This window comes from Terriglobus aquaticus, from assembly GCF_025685415.1.
Lineage (GTDB): Bacteria > Acidobacteriota > Terriglobia > Terriglobales > Acidobacteriaceae > Terriglobus > Terriglobus aquaticus.
The window spans coordinates 4,013,012-4,033,430 of the sequence record NZ_JAGSYB010000001.1; the positions used below are offsets into that span (position 1 = coordinate 4,013,012).

Sequence of the window (20,419 nt, forward strand, 5' to 3'; positions counted from 1 at the left end):
CAGCAAACCCGGGTTATTCAAGCGATTTCTGGCGCAGGTTACGCATCTACACGCGCATGAGAGTTGCTGGTGTGTTTGTGCTGGCGTGTTGCGCGGCCGGCTTGCAGGGGGCTGCTGCGCTGGCGCAGACCCAAACTGCCGATCCAGTTGCGGTGGTGATCCAGAAGAATCGTGTTTTGCCGGGATTTCGGCAGGCGTTGCAGCGGAACTTCGTGAACTACGAAGCAGGGCTGAGCACGCAGTGCAAGCAGGTGGACCTGGATTGGTCCGCGTCGAGCGCTCGCGTGTTGCGGCATGGAATGATGCTGCCGAGCGGTCAGGCGGATGGCGTGCAATGGGAAGAAAAGGTGCCGGGCAAAGCCTGCGGAGAGGCGCGGGAATATCGTGCACTGATCGTTCTGCGCAACGGTGAGGGCGGGATACAGCCGCTGCTGCCAGGGGATGGCTGGGCCGGACCGCTGCTGGAGCACGACACGATGCTGCAGGTGAATGCGGCGGCCGCGGTCTATACGCACGACCACTGCCCGGTGGATGTGGTGCACACGCACCTGGCGAGCGGGACGCCGAGTGAGGACCCGAAGGCAAGCTGGACCGAGACGTGGACGGTTCACTCGTGCGGCAAGCACTTTGATGTGCCGATTACGTTTACCCCGGACAGCACTGGGGAGGGCACCAGCATGTCAGTGAACGCCAGCAAGATTGTGTCGGTGCCGTAGTAGGCGTTCTTTCGCAGTACTTGAGTTCCAAGGCTCGGGAGACGCAGATCGGTTTTGCTGTTCTGGGCGGCGACGGCTATCTACAGCAGGTTCCGTTTACGGTCGGAATTTCCGAAGCGCAAAAAGCCCTACGCTGGCGGTGCTCCCAGGAGAGTGCTCATGCGTCGCGTGCTTTTGCTGCCATTGCTGTTTCTGCTGCTTGGCTGCGGCCGGGCGTATGCGGATACGACTTACAACGTTTACGGGACGCTGGAAGACGGCGTGGGCACGTTCCAAGGAACGCTGGTGTACCTGCCGCAGTACCAGGACGTGGGCCGGGTGACAGGAACGATCACCGACGGAAGTTATTCGTTCACGATCCCGAGTTATCTGGGTGAGAACCTGGATTACAGCGGCATCTTCCATATCGATGTGTTCTCGGTCGGGCTGGCGTATGACCTGTACCTGGAGATCCCGGACAGTGTGCTGCAGTCAGGCGCTGGTGGAGCGTTCTGTGCGTTGAGTACGATGTGCGCTGGAACGGCGCCCAGCTACTTCCAGGACTATGACCTGACCGGAAATGCGCTCTTTGCACGGGAGAGGTTCCAGACGCTGACGCTGTCGCCTCAGGCAACACCGGAGCCGGACAGCCTGTTGCTGCTGGGCACTGGAGTTGTCGGCATGGCGGCGGGCCTGTGGCGGCGAGTTCGCGCGAGGATCTGACGGCAGCGCAGATTTGAGAGGTGCAATTCCTGCGCGGTGCTACTTGATGACGCCGCGCTCGGATTTGGCAATGAAGTTCGCTAGGTAGGCGACGCGGGGGCCAAACTCGCCGGAGTCGATGCGCTGCTGGATGGCGGCGAGGGCGTCGGTTGTGTTGAGCTTGCTGGCCTGGAGCAGGCGGTAGGCGGCGCGAAGCTGCTTGATCTCTTCGGGGGTGAAGCCGCGGCGTTCGAGGCCGACCTTGTTGATGCCGAAGGCGCGGTTTTCGCGGCGGACGCTGGTGAGCGAGTAGGGCAACACGTCCTGCGTGATGGTGGTGCCACCGCCCAGGTACGCGTAGGCGCCGACCGTGCAGTACTGGTGAATGGGCGCGTTGGCGCTGAGGACGGCGAAGTCCTCCACGGTGACGTGGCCGGCGAGCGTGGCGCCGTTGGGCAGGATGCAGCCGTTGCCGATGTGCGAGTCGTGGCCGATGTGGACGTAGGCCATGATGAGACAGTCGGAGCCGACGGTGGTCTCGCCGCCGCCGCCGACGGTCCCGCGACTGATGGTGACGGATTCGCGGATGGTGTTGCGATGGCCGATGGTGAGCTTTGTCGGCTCGTTGTTGTACTTCAGGTCCTGCGGGCTGATGCCGAGCGAGGTGAAGGGGAAGATCCGGTTGTCGTCGCCGAGGGTGAGATGGCCGTCGAGCACGACGTGGCTGACGAGTTCGCAGCGTTCGCCGAGCACGACGTTGGGACCGATGGTGCAGAAGGGGCCGACGGTGCAGGAGTCTGGGATAACGGCGCCCGGCGCGACGATGCTGGACGGATGGATGGGCATGGCTAGACGGCGGCCTCGGTGTCTGCTTCTGAAACGGCAAGCGGATCCGGGCGGCAGGCTTCGCCGGTCGCGGGCGCAAGGGAGGCCGACGAAGCGATGGCGCTGCTTGCAGCCGAGCTCTGGGCAACTGGAGCAGTGCTGCTGGGGGTTGATGCTGCTGTGTTGCCGGGACGTGGGACGAGCTGGCACATGACGGTGGCTTCGCAGGCGAGCTTGCCGTCGACCTTGGCGGTGCCCTTCATCTTGACGGCAGTGGAGCGCCAGTTGAGGACGGAGACTTCGATGATGAGCTGGTCGCCGGGGGTGACGGGCTTGCGGAACTTGGCGCCGTCGATGCCGGTGAAGACCATGAGCTTGCCGTCGCGATCGGGGATCTCGTTGAGCAGGAGCGCGCCGCCGGCCTGAGCGATCGCCTCAATGATGAGCACGCCGGGCATGAGCGGGTAGTCCGGGAAATGACCGGTGAACTGCGGCTCGTTGGCGGTGACGTTTTTGAGGCAGACGATGCGTTGGCGCGGCTCGACTTCCAGAACGCGGTCGATGAGCAGGAACGGGTAGCGGTGCGGCAAAAGCCGCATGATCTGCTGGATGTCGATGGAGGTCGGGCTTGGGTCTGGCATGACTAGCCAAGTATAGAGGCGCAACGGCGAAGTTGGATGCGGCGCGGGAACGGGGAATGCGGGTGGGAGGTGGCGGGGAGTGCAGCAGCGCCGTACCACGACATCGCAATCTTCGACACAACTCTTGTGGCGAAATGACGTCTGAATTCGTAAGTCACAGGATCACGTTGTTACGACGGACTTATGCGCTTCTTGCTTTCACAACGCGTGGAACGGCGGTGGTTTGCTGCGAATGCGGTGCGGCGTGACCGTGCCGGCCAAGCGCGCCGCCCTGGCTTGCTGAGCCTGCTGGTGTTGGCGATGTTTGTGCTGGGCGCGGGACGGTGCTGGGCTTCGGCGGCGTTGCTGATGGAAGAGCCGTTCGGAGAGTTTGGAGCGTTCAATCCGACGGGGCATGCGGCGGTGTACCTGGATCGCGTGTGCGCCGACACGCCGACGCACCTGCGGATGTGTGGGCCGGGCGAGCATGGCGTGGTGATCAGCCGGTACCACAAGGTGCATGGCGACGACTGGCTGGCGATGCCGCTGATTCCGTATCTGTACGCGGTGGACCGGATGCAGGACGTGCCGACAGCAATGACGGAGCCGCTGGAAGTGGAGTTGCGCGAGAAGTACTGGCGCGAACATCTGCAGGAGCTGGCGCCGGCGGAGGAGGATGGGTCAGCGCCGGGCGGGGAGTGGATCCAGTTGGTTGGGTCGTCGTATGACCGCAAGATTCACGGCTTTGAAGTGGAGACGACGACGGAGCAGGATGAGCGGCTGGTAGCGCTGTTCAACGACCGCCGCAACGTCTCCCACTTCAACCTGTTCTTTCACAACTGCGCGGATTTTTCGCGTGTGGTGCTGAACACGTACTTTCCGGGCGCGGTCCATCGGAGCTTTGTGGCGGACGTGGGGATGATGACGCCGAAGCAGGCCGCGAAGTCGCTGATGAAGTATTCGGCGAAGCATCCGGAGTTGAAGCTGACGACGTTTGTGATCGAGCAGGTACCGGGATCGCTGCCGCGCAGCCATAACGTGGATGGCGTGGAAGAGTCGCTGGTGCGCAGCAAGAAGTACATTGTGCCGATGGTGGTGCTGACGCCGCACATCGCGATGGTTGCGGCGGCGGGCTACCTGACCGGCGGGCGCATGAAGCTGCCCAAAGATGCGCCGGTGTTTGAGATCAGTGACGAAGTGACGTCGCCGGCGGTCGCGGTGACGCGGGCGGATACGGCGGTTGTGGCACTCGCTGCTGCGGGGAATTAGGCGCGGCGTTTTGCCTGCCGGAAGGCTTGGCAGTGTGCGCGTGTAGAGATCGACACTATTCGGGTTTCAGGTAGCTAGCGATCGGCAGGTGCGCGTTGCGGATGGCGGTGGCTACGTCGTGCGCGATGAGGGTTGCGCCTTCGGCACTGGAGTGAGTGTGGTCCTTCGGGAAAAGCGGGGCGGTTGCGTCAGGGCCTAGCGCCTGCAGGCGGTCGGCTTCGATGGTGGAGAGGTCGACGACGGGGATGTGCTCCTGTGCGGCGACCTGGTCGATCGGGGCGGTGTAGCCCATGTCGCGCTCGATGTGAGGCTTGCCGTCGGGGCCGGGTGTCCAGATGTTGCGGACGGTGAGCGTGAGCAGGATGGGGTGAACGCCTTTGGCCTTGGCCTGATCGATCATCTGGCGCAGGTACCAGCCGAAGGTGTGTACGGTTTCGGTCTGGCCGGCGAGCGGGCCTGCGGTTTGCGGCACGTCTTTCGTTTCGTCGCCGATGCCTTTGAGGGTGCCGCGCGGCTTGGCTCCGCCGAGGTCGCCTCCATCGTTGTGGCCCATTTGCAGAAGCAGGGTGTCGCCCGGCTTTATTTCGGCGAGGACCTTTTGCCACCAGCCCTCGTTGATGTAGGTGCGGGAGGAGCGGCCGGCGCGGGCGCGATTGGCTACGTTGATGCGGGCGGTGTCGACGAGCGGGGCGAAGTGATCGCCCCAGCCGAGGTCGGCGCCGTTGCGCGCGGTGGAGTCGCCGACGATGAAGAGCGTGGGCAGCGCAGGGTTGAGCGGCGGGTCCTTGGGCAGGTTGGATTGGGTGGGAGTTTCGGGCGGCGTGACGTTGGGCGCGGCGGGTGTCTGCGTTTGCGCGTAGCAGGTGAGCGTGAATGCGAGAGGCAGGGCGAGCAGCAGGCGCGGAGCGATCACGCGGTGAGGGTAGCAGGTCTGTTTCACATTGGACAATGTTTCCGAATGCGCTGAGGGGGGTTAGGGCGGAGCGTTCGAGCCTTGCGCATTCGTTTGAGGGCAAGTTCGTGCTTCAATCTGGAGCATGCCTTCTTTCTTGCGTTGGATGGGCAGCGGAGTTGCCGCTGCGCTGGCGGTTTCGTGTTGCATGAGCGCGCAGGTGCCTGCCGTGACGAGCTCGCCGGTGACGGTGCCGATGCCGGATGCGTTTCCGATTCGCTTGCGGACCGATGTGCCGCGGATGGATGCGAAGCTGCGGGCGAAGATGGATCGCGACCTGATGGAAGTGGATGTGCCGCGCTTGCAGGCGATGTACGCGAAGCGGCGCTACACGGTGGAGCAGGTGACGCGGTGGTACCTGGACCGGATTGCGCGCTACAACGGCGTGTATCGCAGCGTGCAGACGGTGGACGTGGAAGGTGCTCTGCAACGGGCTCGTGCAGAGGATGCGGAGCGGGGCGGCGCGCATGGAGCGCTGTGGGGCGTGCCGATCGTGATCAAGGCCAACACCGCCGTGCACGGCTTGCCGGATACGGATGGATGGGCGGGGTTCGCGATTCCGGGGCATGAGTTTGTAGCGGGCAAGGATGCGACGGTGGTGGCGAAGCTGCGGGCTGCCGGCGCGGTGATCCTCGGCATTACGAACATGCCGGACTTCGCGGCGAGCGATACGAACCGGTCGACGGTGTTTGGCCGGACGGGGAATGCGTATGACGTGCGGTTCTCGCCGGGCGGGTCGAGCGGCGGAACGGTGACGGCGGTGACCGAGAATGAGGCGATGCTGGGCACGGGCACGGACACAGGTAACAGCATTCGCATGGTGGCGGGGACGAGCAGCGTGGTGGGTGTGTTTCCGACGCGCGGGCTGGTGTCGATTGCGGGCATTGCGCCGCTGGATTGGTTGCTGGACAACACTGGGCCGATTGCGCGGAACGTGACGGACGCGGCGATTGCGTTGGGCGTGATGGCGGGCGAGGACGCGCAGGACTTCAAGACGGAGGGAAGCGCGGCGAAGGCGCAGCCCGGGCCGTATACGCAGTACCTGAAGGCGGATGCGCTGAAGGGCAAGCGGTTCGGTGTGCCGGCAATCATCTTTGACCCGAAGGGGACGCCGCTGCAGCCGGAGACGAAGGCGATGCTGATGGTCACGATCGACCTGTTGCGCAAGGCCGGTGCCGAGGTGGTGATCGACAAGGATCTGCTGCCGGCATCGTTTCTGGATGCGCAGAAGAAGGTGGAGACGGGGCCGTACCGGCGCGATGGAGCGATGCAGTGGTTGGGCAACTATGGGCCGGCGGAGTACAAGGATGATTCCCAGTACAAGGCCGCGACGGGACACAGGCTGCCGCCGGTGTTCACGGGCGTGAGCGGATCGCTGGATGACCTGGTCGATGCGGCGAGCGGGGATGCCCCACCGCCGCCGCCAACGTCGACGGACGGCGCGCGACGTGGAGCGGACCGGTACCGCAACCTGCCACCGCAGGTTGTGCTGAAGGACGATCCAAACGCGCAGGCAAAGTACTTTGGGCCGCGCGAGGCGATGCTGCAGCAGTACATGGAAGCGCTGGACCGGTTTCGCCTGGATGGGTTGATCTATCCCACGGCGCAGATGCCTCCGCCGGACGAGACGATGCCGCAGGATGGAAGGCTGTCGGGCGGGCCACACTCGAAGACAGGCTGGGTGAACAACATTGGCGTGCCGGCGATTGCGATGCCGGCAGGGTATTACCCGACGGGGATCCCGTTTGGGCTGGAGATCAGCGCGCGGCCGTGGCGGGATGGCGATCTGCTGGGATGGGCGTATGCGTTTGAGCAGGCGACGAAGCTGCGGAAGCCGCCTGTGCTCGTCGAGAGTGGGTTGACGACGGCAGGGCCGTACAAGCAGTAAGGTCGCGGGGCGTCACTCAGAGGTGGGTTGAGCGAGGCCGGAACGTCTGGATGGCTTCTGGCCGCGCCCGTGCGATTTCGCTTGCAGGGGGAACTCTCCGTGGGCAGAATGTTGCCGTTCCCATAAGTTCAGTGACTGTAGGAGCCGTACGATGGCGACTGCTGTATTGATTCCTGCGAAGACCCGGCCTGGCGTGGTCTATCCGCACGCGCAGTGGTACTTTCTGCTGGCGATTGTGATTACGTGGGTGGGCTTTGCGCGAAGCTACTTCGCGGTGATTCGCACCGAGCCGTTGCTGCACCACATCCACGGAGCGCTGATGGGTGGATGGATTGCGCTGCTGATCGTGCAGCCGATTCTGTACCAGCGCGGGAAGTTCCGGCTGCATCGCACGCTGGGGCGATGGGGCGCGTTTGTGCTGATTCCGGCGATGATCGTCGTTGGCTGTCTGATGGTGCGCAGGATGCTGCGCGGGCACGAACTGCCGCCGTTCATCGCGGTCTATCTGGCGTTTCTAGATGTAGCTTCGTTGATTGAACTGCCGCTGTATGTGGGCATGGCGATTGCGACGGGGAAACGTGTGCAGGAGCATGCGCGCTGGATCAGTTGCACGGTGGTGACACTGCTGCCGCCGGCCTTGGCACGCGCTTTGCCAATCATGCCCGTATTCCGGCACAACTTTGTGCTGAATGTGAATCTGACGATGGCGTTGATGTGCGTGGTCTACCTGGTGCTGATGGTGGACGACCGGCGCAAGGCCGGGCGGATCTACTCGCCGTATCCCGTTGCGCTGGCGCTGACAGCCGTCCCGACGGTGTGTGCAAACCTCGCCGGGCAGTGGGGATGGTGGCACTGGATGACTGACGCGATCCGGCAGTCGTGACGGCCGGCTGAGCGCACGACGCTAGAAGTGATAGGTGAGGTCGCCGGCGACGACGAACTGGGTCTTCTTGGTGCCGAGATCGTATGCGGCCAGGTTGTACGAATGCTCGAGGCGAAGTTCGGGACGGAAGAGGACGGTCGAGCCGATCCACTGACCGAAGCTGACGAGGTGTTCGGAGTACTTGGTCGTGTAGCCGGTGCGCTGGCCCTTGATGTCGTCAAGGAACTCGTTGCGGATGGAGAGATAGCGAGTGTGGCTGAACTCGTGTTCGACGTAGTTGACGACGGCGACTTCGGGAGCGAAACAGGTGCGTTCGTTGGCGGAGCAGAATGCGCCGTTGGCACCGGTCTCTGGGGTGATGGGATTGCTGACGTTGCCGGCGATGTTGGGCACTTGCCGCTCGTACATGTACCAGGTCTCAGTGTCGGTGTGCCATTTGGCATTGATGCGGTGATACCAGGTTTCGTAGTAGCCCTGGACGTTGTTGTAGGCGTACTTGCCGTCGTTGACGCTGTTGGCGCAGGTGTAGAGCGCGTCGCCGCCTTTGCTCCAGGTGTAGTCGACGCAGGCGGTGAGGGTTGGCTTGGCATCGGGCGTCCACAGGGCGACGTCGTTGCCGCCGGACAGGCCTGCCTGCACGAGCCAGTGGTCCGAAAGCTTGACGGAGGCGACGATACCGGTCTGCGTATAGGGATCGATGGTGTAGAGCAGCGAGTGCGAATAGGTGTAGTTGTTGGGTGCTAGTTGCGCTTCGATGTCGGGCAGCGAGATGTAGCGGCCGATGCGGACGTTCATGCCTTCGGCGACTTTGGGGAAGTAGATGTCGACGTAGGCCATGACGGCGTCGTACCCGTTCTGGCGATTGAACTTGAGGAGCTGCTGGCTGAAGATGCCTTTTGCCGTGGTGTAGCGGTAGTCCTGTCCGTAGAGCTGGGCAAAGCGGAAGCCCCAGTCGATGTGGTCGGTCTGAACGGTGTCGGGCAAGCGTTCGATGTAAAGCACCTGCTGGTCGGCAGTGAGCCGGTTTGGATTGACGTAATAGGCAGCGGGCGCGTTGGCGCCGTCGCCCTTGTTGGAGGTGCTGACGTTGAAGCCGCCGTTGAGCCAACCGTAGATCTTGATGCGGGAGCGGTTGTGGTTGATGGCTTCCATCAGCGGGTACGTTTGCGTGTCGGGCGCGCCGAGCGTTGGAGTGCCGCCGACGGAGTAGTCGGAGGACGGGAAGGGTGGCGAATCGAGCGGGCCGTCAAAGCCTCGGCGCGCGGGTGCGGGTGCGGGTGCGTCAGCGCTGGCGGGAGTGGGATGCCAGTCGGACCAGTAGGCGTCCGCGAGGCGCTGGATGAAGTTGCGGTTCGCCGGTGCGACCGGCTGGGGCTGATTGCTGTCAGCGGTCTGCTGTGCTCCCAGATTGAGGGAGCACGCGAAGAGCGCGGTCAGAAGACTGGTCGCGAGGCGTTGCATGGTGCGAGTCTAGGCAGCAGGGCGTAAGGAAGGCATAAGGATGCCGAAAAGGATGCGTCAGGGAACGCTGCGTATCGTGGCCTGGTGAGGAAAGAGGCTCCGCGCGCTTGATGCAGGTGGAGATGCGGAAGAGTAGTGTTGGTGCACATGCGAGGCGTTCTGTTCCTGTTGGCACTTGTTTCGTGGCCCGCTGCCATGCTGGCGCAGACCCCGACGACGCGGCCGAGATACGAAGTGGTTGGATACGTCTTCAGCCGTGGGCACCTGCTGGATGGGAGCCGCATTGCAGCGACAAAGATGACCCGGATCAACGACGCGTTCTTTCGGCTGAAGGACGGCAGGATCGCAGCGCCCGGAGAGATGGACGCGAAGAACCTGGCGACGTTGCTGAACCTTCGCAAGCAGAACCCGCAGTTGCAGGTGTTGATTTCAGTCGGTGGCGGCGGGGCCGGGTCTGCAGGATTTTCGGAACTGGCGCTCTCCGCGGAGGGACGGCGCCGTTTCGTGGATTCTGCTGTCGAGATGGTGGAGCGGTACGGGTTGGACGGCGTGGATGTGGATTGGGAGTATCCGGGATATACGCACGTGAAGGGCATGACGGTGCGGCCCGAGGATGGTGCGAACTACACGCTGCTGCTGAAGGAACTGCGGCAGAGGTTCGACGGGATGGAGCAGCGATTGGGACGGCCGCTGGTGACATCGTCGGCTACTGGGGCGACGCAGATATGGCTGGATCATACGGATATGCGGGCGGCGTCGCAGTGGCTGAGCGCGGTGAACCTGATGTGCTACGACTGGTACAACGAGACGGAAAAGAACACGGGGCACGACTCTCCGCTGCGCACGAGTGCGGCCGATCCCAAGCAGATTTCGATTGACGATGCGGTCCGCAAGAACCTGGCGGCTGGTGTGCCCGCACGCAAGATTGTAGTGGGCGTGCCGTTTTATGGACGGCGCTGGGAGGGCGTGGATCCGGCGAACCATGGGTTGTGGCAGCCGATCCATGGCGCAGGCTCCGCGGTCGAGTTCTGGCAGGTTGCGCCGCTGGTGAACCAGCAAGGATTTGTGCGGTATTGGGATGGCACCGCGGCTGCGCCCTATCTGTACAACGCGACGACGCACACGTTCATTACGTACAACGATGCAGAAGCGGACATGGTACGTACCGCTTATGTGAAGCAGCTTGGTTTGGGCGGCATCATGTTCTGGCAGTACACCGGCGATCCGGGCAATGTGCTGTTGGACGCGATCGATGCTGGCTTTGGGATGGGTGGGCGGTAGGGTGGTGCCTGTGCGGCGGTGGTGTGGTTCAATCGCGCTATGAAGATTGCGAGTTGGAATGTGAACTCGATCAAGGCGCGGATGCCGATTCTGCGCGGTTGGCTGGAGACGGTGCAGCCGGATGTGGTGCTGCTGCAGGAGTTGAAGGGGCTTGAGTTTCCGGCGGAGGAGTTGCGGGCGCTGGGCTATCACTCTGCGGCTGTGACGCAGAAGAGCTACAACGGCGTGGCCGTGCTGAGCAAGCAGCCGCTGGAGGTGGTGAGCACGACGCTGGCCGGCGATGACGAGGACAGTCATGCGCGGTTTCTGGAGGTGCTGATCGAGGATGCGCTGGGCGCGGGCAGCGGACCGCTGCGGGTGGTGTGTTTGTATGTGCCGAACGGGAACCCGGTGGGTACCGAGAAGTTTGAGTACAAGCTGCGGTGGACCGACCGGCTGATTGAGCAGATGCGGCTGTGGCTGGCGGAGACGACGCCTACGGTGATCGGCGGGGACATGAACGTGATCCCGACGGACATGGATTGCCATAAGCCGGCGAGTTGGGCGAAGGACGCGCTGTTTCAGCCGGAGGTGAAGGCGCGGTATGCGCAGATGCTGGGGATGGGTTGGATGGATGCGTTCCGCACGCTGCACCCGGACCAGGGCGGGCTGTTCACGTACTGGGATTACTTTCGCAACGCGTTTGAGACGAATCGCGGGATTCGCATCGATCACTTTTTGTTGTCGCCGGCGCTGCATGGACGGCTGGTGGGGTGCGAGATCGATAGGGCTCCGCGGATGATGGAGAAGCCGAGCGATCACACGCCGATCGTGATGGAGTTGGGGTAGGCAGTCGGAAATAGGGAGTAGGCATCAGGCAATAGGGAGTAGGGGGCTATTCGATGGAGGGGATGATGAAGGTGCGCGGAGTTGTGGCGGTGGTGATGTTTGGCTGTGGTGTGGCAATGGCGCAGGCGCCCGCGGGGACGGGTGATCCGGCGGCGGAGGTGCGTGGGGCGTATGAGCGGCTGAAGCCGAACGTGATCAAGGCGGCGGAGAAGATGCCGGCGGATCTGTATGGGTATAAGCCGACGCCCGACATCCGCACCTTTGCGCGGGTGGTGAACCACGTGACGGAGGCGCAGTTCCACACGTGCACGACGCTGAACGGAAGCGCGTTCGATCCGAAGAGTGTGCCGGGCGATGAGGCGGGCAAGGATGCAGTGCTGGCAGGGCTGAAGGCGAGCTTTGCGGAGTGCGACAAGGCTTACGGTGCGCTGACCGCGGAGAACGTGACGGAGAAGCTGAAGGCGGGGCAGGGTGTGCGGTCGCGCATTGGGATGGCTTGGGGCAATGTGTCGCACGACAACGAGCAGTACGCGGAGCTGTCGACGTATCTGCGGTTGAAGAACCTGGCGCCTCCGACCAGCGAGAAGTAGCGGGTCAGCGGGTCAGCGGGTCAGCGGGTCAGCGGGTCAGCGGGTCAGCGAGATTCGGTATACATGGAGGCATGGTTGCCTCCATGTTTCGTTGTGCGGTGTTGGTCTGTGGTGTGGGTTTGTTGAGCGCTGGTGCCGTGGCGCAGGGAGGGCGCGTGCATGCTGCGCGGAGCAAGCCTGCGGCGGGGTCATCGGCAGGTTCTGCTGGACGGTCCACCGGGCCTGAAGCGACGGGGCCGACGGTGGTGTTCGACACGAACCGCGGGCGCATGACGTGCCGGCTGTATTCGAAGGAGAAGCCGGCGACGGTGGCGCTGTTTACGGGGTTGGCCACGGGCAGCATTCCGTGGATGGATGCGACCAATACGACGGTCAACGGCAAGCCCATGTACGACGCAACGGTCATGTATGGCATTGCGACGGGCGCGGCCGGTGGGCGGCGCATCAATGTGGTGCCGGGCGCGGGCGCGCCGGGTGTGGCGTCGCTGGAGCCGGAGAAGTCGGCGACGCTGAAGTTTGACCGGCCGGGACGGCTGGCAATGCGCGTGACGGCTGGGCAACTGGATGGGCGGTCATTTTACGTGCTCGACCACGCGGAGGAGCGGACGCCGGAGATTGAGGCGGGGATTTTCGGGCAGTGCGATGAGGCGTCGGTGAAGGTGGTGGACGCGATCTCGCACGAGTTGCTGAGCGTGGACAATCATTCGGCAACGCCTGTGGTGTTGAACAAGGTGGCGGTGGTTGCGGAGGGTGGTGCCTTGCCCGCGGTTGCGGCGGATGTGCCGCTGGCGCAGGTGGATGGTGTGGAGCTGGTGACCAAGCCGCTGGAGCCGATCGCGTCGCCGGAGCCAACCGGGCCCACCGTACACGTTGCGACGACGGCGGGGCCGATCACGTGCCGGCTGTTCACGCAGACGCCGATTGCTACGGAAAACTTTGTGGGGCTGGCGACGGGAGCGAAGCCGTTCACGGACCCGAAGACGAAGCAGGTGGTGAAGGGCAAACACTTCTACGACGGGCTGACGTTTGGGCGAGTGGTTCCGGATTTCATGGTGCAGAACGCCGACCTGCCGGACGACCCGAGTGGCGGTGAAGAGATCGGGTTCCACTTTGGCAATGAGATCGTGCCAGGGCTGACGTTTGACCGTCCGGGGCGGCTAGCTTACGCGAACGGCGGGCCGGACACGAACGAGAGCGAGTTCTTCATCACGGAGCACCCGATCCGGCGGCTGGACGGGAACTACACGATCTTTGGGCAGTGCGACGAGGCGTCGGTGAAGGTGGTGGAGGGAATCGCGCGGGTGCCGAGGAATGCGGACGACCACGCGCTGAAGCCGGTGCGGATCGTGAAGGTGACGGTAGAAGGAGTGGACTAACACGAAAGTGGAATTGTGTGTCGGGGTAAAAAGTTCGGCGAAAAACTTCGAAAATGCGGGTGCTGGCACGCAATTTGACGTCAAAAGGCGGAATTTTCATAGACGCCTGTGTCAGTTGACACATCACAGAGCTACAGTTGGATATCCCTCGCAGCATCGCGCAAGACGATGGGCCTGGGGCCTGTAAAGAAATCCCCCTTTTTTGTCAGGTACTGATGCTTACTCGGAATACCTCCACTCGGGCAGTGCCGGACAGCACGCCTGTTGCCGCGCCTCGGGTTCAACCGGTAAATGCCAGGTTCGGAGAGCGCCTGCGCTTTTTGCGCCGATCCAGCAACATGACCCAGGTGCAATTGGCGGCGTACCTGGGCATTGATCGCAGCTTCCTGAGCGACGTGGAACGCGGACGCAAGGGCATGAGCCTGAACTTCCTGGATGCGGTCGCGAAGGGCTTCAAGATGAGCCTTTCGGACCTCCTGCGCGACCTCTAACAAACAAGCTGAGCCAAGTGGCGGTGCGATCGCCGGTACGGGGCCGTGTGCCCCGGACGCGCGTGCGGCCATAATGATGGTGCATGGGAACACGGGCACTGTTTGAAGAGGGACGCGCGCCGAAGCAAGGCGCGGGCGGTAAAACGGCACTGGCGCACTGCGATGGTGGAGCCCGGGGAAATCCGGGACCGGCTGGCTATGGCGCGGTGATCACCGACGAGGCCGGGGCCAAGCTGGCCGAACTGTCGGAGTACCTCGGCAAGCGCACCAACAACTACGCGGAGTACAGCGGCCTCTTGGGCGTGCTGCAGTGGTCGCTGGACCATGGCGTGAACCACCTTCGCGTGGTGAGCGATTCCGAGCTGATGGTGAAGCAGGTGCAGGGCCGGTACAAGGTGAACAGCCCAGACCTGCGGCCTCTGTTTGAAGAGGCCCGGCGGCGGATTGCGAAGCTGGACAGTTTTCAGATCACACACGCGTTGCGGCACAAGAACAAGGACGCAGACCGCCTGGCGAATGAGGCCATGGACCGCGGGATGGGGCGGGCTCCGCAGGCTGTTGCGCCCGGCAGGGGCGACGCTGAGGTGAGGCCCAGGGCAGGCGATGCGGTCCCGGCGCAGGGACGCGGAATTGAGCCGGGAGGGCCGGAGCGCGGTTCGTCGAACGCCGCGCCACGATCTGGTGAGCGAGAGATGCTGCGGGGTTTTGTGAAGGACGGCGTGGTGCACCTGCTGGGTGGGAAGACACTGCCGAACGGATCGTTTGTGAAGGTGATTGCTGAGTAAGAAACCGGTTGCATACGGACGAAGTGGAAGTAGAATCACAGCGCAATCCAAGTCAGTTGTGTGCTGTGAGCAAACCACTTTGCGTATGTAAGGGGTATTCGATGCGTTTCAGCTTGCCCGACCGTTTTTCTCTTCTTCCAGAAGTTCTGCCCTGTACTCTTCCCTCGCTTGTTTGTGCCGGTGGCCCGGCCTCTGCAACCGGAGTTTTCTTTGCGACTCCTGGTGGATACCCGCCGCCGGGCGATCCCGGATACTCACAGCAGCCTGGATATTCGCAGCCCGGGTACACGCAGCCGCCGGCTGGTTATGTTCCACCTCCGCCGCCAGCGGGCCAGCCGGGACTGTCAGTCAACTCGGCTTCGGCGCTTTGCTATGTGCTGGGGCTTATCACTGGCGTGATTTTCCTGATCCTGGAGCCGTACAAGCGCAACCCGACGGTCCGCTTTCATGCGTTCCAGTCGATCTTCCTGAACGTTGCTGTGATCGTGTTCTGGGGTGCGTGGGGACTGGTGAGCGGGGTGCTGACCCTGGTGTCGCATGGCCTGTTCGTCTTTGTGGCGTTGCTGGTGAATCTGGCACTCTCGCTGCTGTTTCTGATTCTTTGGATCGTGTTGCTGATCCGTGCGGCACAGGGACAGAAGTGGGTGCTGCCGGTGGTTGGGCCGCTTGCGGAGAAGCAGGCCAGCACGGGCGGCCTCTAGCCCATAGCGCGAAGCTGCGAACGGCGTGGGCTAAGTCCACGCCGTTCGCCTTTCCTGAGAATTGCCGGGCGAATGTGGGCCCTATTGCTGGATGAGTTTGGTGAGGTAGTCGAGCGCGCGCGGGTCGCTGGACTGGCCGAGCCAGAAGACAGCCTGCTTGCGCACGGCGGGATCTTTGCTGGTCTGTGCGAGTTGGATGAGCTTGGGTGTGCCCTCGCCATTGGGTAGCTGAGTAAGGCTGAAGACGGCGGATTTGCGAATGCTGCTGTCCGGGTCGTTGTCGGCGGTGTTGCCCAGATCGTCCGCGACATTCTTTGTGCCGATGCGGGTTGCGATCTGCGCCATCCAGAACTGGGCCTGCTTGCGGACTTGCGGCGCGGGGTCCTGGTGGGCCATGTGGATGAGGGTCTGTGCGGCGGCGGGCTGGTGCACGAGCGTTAGATCGAAGGTGAGCTTCTCGCGGAAGCGGTCATCCTTGTCGTCGCGCGCGAAGCGGTCGAGGATGGGCAGGGCTTCGGGGCCGTGCTGGGTGCTGAGCCAGAAGGCGGCTTTCTCGCGCAGGGCGAGATCGTGGCTGGGCGCAGCAAGCGCGGTGAGGGCTGGTACGGTTGCGGGCGACTGGTGGACGCTGACGGCGAGGATCGCGCCGTCGCGGAGGCGGTCGCTATTGGCGCGCTCGGCAAGGGACTGGAGCATGGCGATGCTGTGCGCGGGGTCAACCGCGGGCAGGTAGATGACCCTCGTGCCGCCGGCGTCGAGCTTGCGGTTGGGGTTGGCGATGCGGACGTTGCTGAGGGTGTGATCGGCGACGCGAAGCAGGATGAGAACGCGGTCGGAGGAGGTTGAGGTGGACCTGCGATCGCTGTCGTGGTCGTAGTGCTCGCCTTCCAGGTAGGTGGTGTCGTTGCTGTAGTCCTCGATGCGGTGAGTCGTGGGGACGGTATAGGCGAGCCAGGCGGTGGTGTTCCCGGATTGGAGGTGGGTCAGTTCGGTTTGCGGGTCCATGGCGGAAGCGGTGGTGAGTGTGCCGTTCTGCAGTTGCGGCTGTTGCGCGGCGATGGGGAGGGCGAGGGCGGCGAAGAGGAGGAGGCGGCGCATGGAGTCCTTTCCGGGTTGGTGGTCTTGGGCGCAGGCCAGCTTTCCCGCGAACCGGTGGCAGGAGAGCGAGGTTTACGCGGGCGATTGGGCCGGGTTTGCCGCTACCCTTCGCGCAAGAGCGCGCGAGGGATGGGGCACAGGAGTTTGCTACTTGAGGAGTTCGAGCATGTAGTCGGTGGCGGCTTTGTCGTGCATGAGGGCGAGCTGGGCGACAATGTCGTGCTTGAGTTGCAGGTCTTTTTCGTTGCGGGCGAGATCGACCATGCGGGGTGCGTCGCCGGCGACGAAGAGGCCACTGAGGGCGGCGCGCTTGAGGTTGTGGTCGGAACTGTTGCGGTAGATGTCGGCGAGGGTGTCGCCGGCTCGCTTGCCCTGGAAGGCGCCGAGCATCTGGATAGCTTGGCGCTGCTCGGTGGTGGCAACCTTGCCGGTGGCGACGTCGCGGAAGAGCGACTGCGCGTCGGGCGACTGGCTCATGGCGAGGGTGCTGAGGGCGCGCTGCTTAAGTTGCGGCGAGCCGTTGCCGGTGAGGATGGTGCGGATGACCGGAAGCGCCTGGCCTGGGTCGCGCTGCAGGACGGAGTTGAGCGCGAGCATTTTGAGGTCGGCGTCGGAGCCTGCAGCGTCGGAGGAAGAGCCGCCGACGTGGACGCTGAGAGGGCCCAGAGGGTGCATGCGGTTGGTGATGGCGATTGGGGTGCCGTCTTCGTCGTGGAGGACACCATTCTGCTCGGTGGGGGACTGCGGGTGAATGCAGTTGATGCACTTGCCTTTGGTGCCGCCGGCGTAGATGCCGGGGTCGGCTGCGGCGGCGAAGAGGCTGGTGCAGTCGTGGTTCCAGGTGCTGCGCGGGTAGGTGCCGCGAAGCTGGTTGCAGGTGGCGGTGACGAGGTTCGGGCGGTTGAGCTTGTTGAGGGCGTAGGCCTTCCAGTAGAGGGCGGCGTCGGCGCGCTTGTCGTGCGCCTTGGCGACTTTGTCGAAGGCGGTGATGGCGTCCTGCCAGCGCTGCTGGTCGAGTGCCTGGGTGCCCTGCGTGTAGTCGTCTGCGGTGCTGGCGGCCGGGCCGCCAAAGGCGAACGCCTGATCCGCGACGAACGCATTTGCCAGGACGATGATCTGGCTGCGGTCCGGCGTTCCGGCAGAACCGAAATCCTGGCAGGCGGCGTACGCGGCGGTGGGTGCGGAGACGAGAACGCTGAAGGCGAGGGTGAGGGTGGCGAAGCGGTGGCGGGTCATTGGATGTCTCCGGTGGGTGCGGTCTGGTTCTGGCGCAGAATGCGGATCTGGAAGAGGAGGCCGTCGGTGTTCATGTCGAGGCGGAGCTGGAGGCCGCCTTCGCTGGGGTGGTTGCTGGTGGTGAGCACGCGGCCCAGGTGATCGAGTACGGCTGCTCCGGGCAGGTCGCCGCGGGCACGGGCGTCCTGCAGGTAGAGCGCGTTTTCGGTGAGGAGCTGTTCCCCTTCGGCGCGGGTGGTGGGGTCGAGCGGCGAGGTGGTGTGGTTGACGACGGTGAGCCAGCGCTCGGCGCGGTCGAGGTGCTGGGCCTCGGCGGCGGAGGTGCTGGTTTGCGGCGGGCGCAGGTGGACGACGCCGGCGTCGTCGACCGTGGGCACGGTGTGGCGACGGTGCACGAAGAGGCCGATGGTCAGGACGAGCAGAGCGAGTGCGCCGGCGAGCGCGGGGGCGAACCAGCCACGTCCGAAACGCGGTGCCTGTGGGGCGCTTGGCCTGACTGCGCCGAGCAGCGTGCGACTGAAGATGCGGATGGGTGACTGGGTCTTCTGGGGCGCGTCCAGAACGGGGAGCGTGGAGCGGAGGCGCTGCCAGGCGGCGTCAGTGTCTGGCGCGGGGACGGGTTCGGCGGAGAAGACGCGAAGGGTTTGGGCGATCTCTTCCGAGAGGGCGGCGAAGGCGGCGTCGTGCTCGAGGCGAGTGCGGAGCGTGCGCTCTTCGGAGGGGCTGAGGGACTCGCCGAGGTGGAAGGCGATCAGCTGCTGCTCGTCCTGGGATGGCGCGGAGCTGTGAGGGTCGGGGTTCATCGGGTTGCGCCTCCTGCGAGGGGTGCGAGCGCGGTGCGAAGTTTGCTGACGGCGCGGAAGACGGCCTGCTTGGCGGAGTTGCTGGGGACGCGCAGGGCTTCGGCGATCTCGGCGATGGGCAGGTCTTCCATGTGGCGCAGGGTGAAGGCGGTGCGCTCCATGGGCGTGAGGGAGTTCATGGCGGCTTCGCGCAGGTGTGCGGTTTCGGCGGCGAGCAGGGTCTGTTCGGGGCCGGCCGAGCGGTCTCGGAGCTGGAGGGCCGGTGTGCCGTCGCGGGTGGGCTCGGCGTCCAGGCGGTGCGCGGCGTGCGAGGCATCGCGGGAGCGGCGTTCGACGAGATTGAGGGCGGTATTCATGGCGATGCGGTTGACCCAGGTGGAAAAGCTGCTGTTGAGCTGAAAGGTGTCGAGTTTGCGATAGGCGCGAAAGAAGGCTTCCTGCGCGGCTTCTTCTGCGTCCTCGGCGTTGCCGGTGATGCGAAAGGCGAGCCGGTAGGCGACCGGGTAGTGCTGCTGCATGAGTGGGCGAAAGCTGTCAGGGTCGCCGCGAAGGGTGCGGCGGATCGCTTCGGCTTCGTCCGTGGCCGTGCTTTGGGGCATGCGAGCGATTAGACAAGGGGATTGCGGCGCGGTTAGGAAAGTTTTTTCAGGGAGTCAGCGGGTCAGCGTGGCAGGGAGCAGCGAGGCCGTTAGGCTCGGGGTTCGTGTAGAATCGACGCTGGCCCGGGTGGCCCGAAGGCGAGGTGTATTCGGTTGGCAGAGGTACGTTTGCAGGAAGGCGAGCCCCTTGAGAATGCGTTGCGCCGCTTTAAGCGCAAGGTGCAGCAGGAAGACATCATCAAGGAAGTGAAGCGCCACTCCTTTTACCTGAAGCCGGGCGAGAAGAAGCGCGTGAAGGAAGCATTAGCGCGCAAGCGGAATCGCAAGAAGGTTCGTAAGGAACAGGACTAAGTGCCCTGAAGAGAAAGAAGGCCACGGCGATGCCGTGGCCTTTTTGTATTGCTGAGGAGTTTGCGGTGGAGTGGAGTGTGGCGGAGAGTCGTGACGCGCTGATTCGCGGGCGGGCGCGGGTGGGCGAGTCGGAGATCACGGTGTGTACGGACGGGACCTGCCGGTTCGACGGCGGGGCGATGTTTGGCGTGGTGCCCAAGACGATGTGGTCGAAGCGCGTGACTGCCGATGAACGCAACTGCGTGGAGCTGGGGCTGAACTGCGTGGTGGTTCGTGTGGGCGGCCGCACGGTGCTGATTGAGACCGGTTTTGGCAACAAGCTGCCGCCGAAGTTTGCGGAGATCTATGCGACGACGCAGAGGCTACCGGCTTCCCTGGAGGCTGCGGGCGTTACGCAGGAGAGCGTGGATTTTGTGATCAACACGCACCTGCACTGGGACCACTGTGGATGGAACACGGTGGAAGATGCAAGCGGGGCGGTGCGGGCTTTCTTTCCGAATGCGACGTACGTGATGCACGCGGGCGAGATTGCGCATGGGCGCAGGCAGACGCTGCGCGACCGCGTGAGTTATGTGTCGGCGAACTATGAGCCGCTACTGGCGGAGGGTCGCGTGCGCGAGGTGCGCGTGACCGGCGCGGGGGAGCGTGAAGAGGTGTGCCCGGGTGTGAGTGTGGAATGCTTCCCGGGACACACGCGCCAGATGCTGGTGGTGCATGTGGAGAGCGGCGGCGAGAGGGCCTGCTTCACGAGCGACCTGTTGCCGACTGCGGCGCATGTGCCGCCGGCGTGGGTGATGGGGTTCGATCTGGATCCGCTGCGCACGATTGAGGAGAAGGAGCGCTTCTACGGCTTTGCGCTGCGGGAGGATGTGTTGCTGCTGTTGCCGCACGATCATGCGCAGTGCATGGGGCGGTTGAGGCGCGATGAGAAGGGCGGGTTTGCGTTGTCTGCGACCGCTTAGTTTGCAAGGCCTCCCGCGTGTTC

At 63.9% G+C, this 20,419-nt stretch carries 22 protein-coding genes; 14 read left to right on the top strand and 8 right to left on the bottom strand.

All coding sequences use genetic code 11. From position 1 onward, the window contains the following. Positions 1-56 precede the first annotated feature (56 nt). Both OHL12_RS16625 and OHL12_RS16630 read left to right on the top strand, forming a co-directional pair. The gene (locus OHL12_RS16625; RefSeq protein WP_263414937.1) at positions 57-716 is read left to right on the top strand and encodes a hypothetical protein; all 660 of its coding nucleotides are present in this window, start codon (positions 57-59) and stop codon (positions 714-716) included. A gap of 159 nt (positions 717-875) precedes the next feature. Further along, on the top strand, positions 876-1,418 hold the full coding sequence (locus OHL12_RS16630; RefSeq protein ID WP_263414938.1) for a PEP-CTERM sorting domain-containing protein: 543 nt from the start codon (positions 876-878) through the stop codon (positions 1,416-1,418). A 39-nt stretch (positions 1,419-1,457) separates the two neighbouring features. On the opposite strand, the gene lpxA is transcribed toward OHL12_RS16630, so the two are convergent. Together lpxA and fabZ are read right to left on the bottom strand one after the other, a co-directional pair. Then, positions 1,458-2,243 (bottom strand): acyl-ACP--UDP-N-acetylglucosamine O-acyltransferase, encoded by a 786-nt coding sequence (gene lpxA, locus OHL12_RS16635; RefSeq protein ID WP_263414939.1) that lies wholly within the window; start codon positions 2,241-2,243, stop codon positions 1,458-1,460. A 2-nt stretch (positions 2,244-2,245) separates the two neighbouring features. Further along, the gene (gene fabZ, locus OHL12_RS16640) at positions 2,246-2,863 is read right to left on the bottom strand and encodes a 3-hydroxyacyl-ACP dehydratase FabZ (protein ID WP_344686801.1); all 618 of its coding nucleotides are present in this window, start codon (positions 2,861-2,863) and stop codon (positions 2,246-2,248) included. Positions 2,864-3,046: 183 nt separating this feature from the next. On the opposite strand from fabZ, the gene OHL12_RS16645 reads away from it, so the two are divergent. Continuing rightward, positions 3,047-4,111 (top strand): hypothetical protein, encoded by a 1,065-nt coding sequence (locus tag OHL12_RS16645; RefSeq protein ID WP_263414940.1) that lies wholly within the window; start codon positions 3,047-3,049, stop codon positions 4,109-4,111. 55 nt (positions 4,112-4,166) lie between these two features. On the opposite strand, the gene OHL12_RS16650 is transcribed toward OHL12_RS16645, so the two are convergent. Then, the gene (locus OHL12_RS16650) at positions 4,167-5,024 is read right to left on the bottom strand and encodes a rhamnogalacturonan acetylesterase (protein ID WP_263414941.1); all 858 of its coding nucleotides are present in this window, start codon (positions 5,022-5,024) and stop codon (positions 4,167-4,169) included. A gap of 124 nt (positions 5,025-5,148) precedes the next feature. Here OHL12_RS16650 and OHL12_RS16655 point away from each other — a divergent pair, with 124 nt between their 5' ends. After that, complete coding sequence (locus OHL12_RS16655) at positions 5,149-6,951, top strand: amidase (protein WP_263414942.1); 1,803 nt, start codon at positions 5,149-5,151, stop codon at positions 6,949-6,951. 151 nt (positions 6,952-7,102) lie between these two features. Then, entirely contained in the window at positions 7,103-7,834 is a 732-nt protein-coding gene (locus OHL12_RS16660) for a hypothetical protein (protein ID WP_263414943.1), read from the top strand. 21 nt (positions 7,835-7,855) lie between these two features. On the opposite strand, the gene OHL12_RS16665 is transcribed toward OHL12_RS16660, so the two are convergent. Beyond that, the gene (locus OHL12_RS16665; protein WP_263414944.1) at positions 7,856-9,295 is read right to left on the bottom strand and encodes a porin; all 1,440 of its coding nucleotides are present in this window, start codon (positions 9,293-9,295) and stop codon (positions 7,856-7,858) included. A 147-nt stretch (positions 9,296-9,442) separates the two neighbouring features. Between OHL12_RS16665 and OHL12_RS16670 the strand changes: the two genes are divergently transcribed. The 7 genes from OHL12_RS16670 (at position 9,443) to OHL12_RS16705 (ending at position 15,347) form a co-directional block, all read left to right on the top strand. Continuing rightward, entirely contained in the window at positions 9,443-10,576 is a 1,134-nt protein-coding gene (locus OHL12_RS16670) for a glycoside hydrolase family 18 protein (protein ID WP_263414945.1), read from the top strand. A gap of 39 nt (positions 10,577-10,615) precedes the next feature. Continuing rightward, on the top strand, positions 10,616-11,404 hold the full coding sequence (gene xth, locus OHL12_RS16675; protein WP_263414946.1) for an exodeoxyribonuclease III: 789 nt from the start codon (positions 10,616-10,618) through the stop codon (positions 11,402-11,404). A 62-nt stretch (positions 11,405-11,466) separates the two neighbouring features. After that, entirely contained in the window at positions 11,467-11,994 is a 528-nt protein-coding gene (locus OHL12_RS16680) for a DinB family protein (RefSeq protein ID WP_263414947.1), read from the top strand. Positions 11,995-12,077: 83 nt separating this feature from the next. Further along, positions 12,078-13,370: a peptidylprolyl isomerase gene (locus OHL12_RS17345; RefSeq protein WP_317889831.1), complete on the top strand. Its 1,293-nt coding sequence runs from the start codon at positions 12,078-12,080 to the stop codon at positions 13,368-13,370. Between the two features lie 215 nt (positions 13,371-13,585). Next, complete coding sequence (locus tag OHL12_RS16695) at positions 13,586-13,861, top strand: helix-turn-helix domain-containing protein (RefSeq protein WP_263414948.1); 276 nt, start codon at positions 13,586-13,588, stop codon at positions 13,859-13,861. A gap of 83 nt (positions 13,862-13,944) precedes the next feature. Further along, on the top strand, positions 13,945-14,646 hold the full coding sequence (locus OHL12_RS16700; RefSeq protein WP_263414949.1) for a ribonuclease HI family protein: 702 nt from the start codon (positions 13,945-13,947) through the stop codon (positions 14,644-14,646). A 395-nt stretch (positions 14,647-15,041) separates the two neighbouring features. Further along, positions 15,042-15,347 (top strand): hypothetical protein, encoded by a 306-nt coding sequence (locus tag OHL12_RS16705; protein ID WP_263414950.1) that lies wholly within the window; start codon positions 15,042-15,044, stop codon positions 15,345-15,347. An 81-nt stretch (positions 15,348-15,428) separates the two neighbouring features. Here the strand turns inward: OHL12_RS16705 and OHL12_RS16710 are convergent, their stop codons facing one another. From OHL12_RS16710 to OHL12_RS16725, 4 genes are all read right to left on the bottom strand, one after another. Continuing rightward, the gene (locus tag OHL12_RS16710; RefSeq protein WP_263414951.1) at positions 15,429-16,445 is read right to left on the bottom strand and encodes a HEAT repeat domain-containing protein; all 1,017 of its coding nucleotides are present in this window, start codon (positions 16,443-16,445) and stop codon (positions 15,429-15,431) included. Between the two features lie 147 nt (positions 16,446-16,592). Then, positions 16,593-17,681: a HEAT repeat domain-containing protein gene (locus OHL12_RS16715; protein ID WP_263414952.1), complete on the bottom strand. Its 1,089-nt coding sequence runs from the start codon at positions 17,679-17,681 to the stop codon at positions 16,593-16,595. Then, entirely contained in the window at positions 17,678-18,484 is an 807-nt protein-coding gene (locus OHL12_RS16720) for a hypothetical protein (protein ID WP_263414953.1), read from the bottom strand. Before OHL12_RS16720 ends, OHL12_RS16715 begins: the two co-directional genes overlap by 4 nt. After that, positions 18,481-19,083 carry an RNA polymerase sigma factor gene (locus tag OHL12_RS16725; RefSeq protein WP_263414954.1) on the bottom strand — a complete coding sequence of 201 codons (603 nt, stop codon included), beginning with the start codon at positions 19,081-19,083 and terminating at the stop codon, positions 18,481-18,483. Before OHL12_RS16725 ends, OHL12_RS16720 begins: the two co-directional genes overlap by 4 nt. A gap of 153 nt (positions 19,084-19,236) precedes the next feature. On the opposite strand from OHL12_RS16725, the gene rpsU reads away from it, so the two are divergent. Then, positions 19,237-19,434, top strand: coding sequence for a 30S ribosomal protein S21 (gene rpsU, locus OHL12_RS16730; protein ID WP_041592738.1), 198 nt, complete (start codon positions 19,237-19,239; stop codon positions 19,432-19,434). A 29-nt stretch (positions 19,435-19,463) separates the two neighbouring features. Next, the gene (locus OHL12_RS16735; RefSeq protein ID WP_263414955.1) at positions 19,464-20,396 is read left to right on the top strand and encodes an MBL fold metallo-hydrolase; all 933 of its coding nucleotides are present in this window, start codon (positions 19,464-19,466) and stop codon (positions 20,394-20,396) included. Positions 20,397-20,419 lie beyond the last annotated feature (23 nt).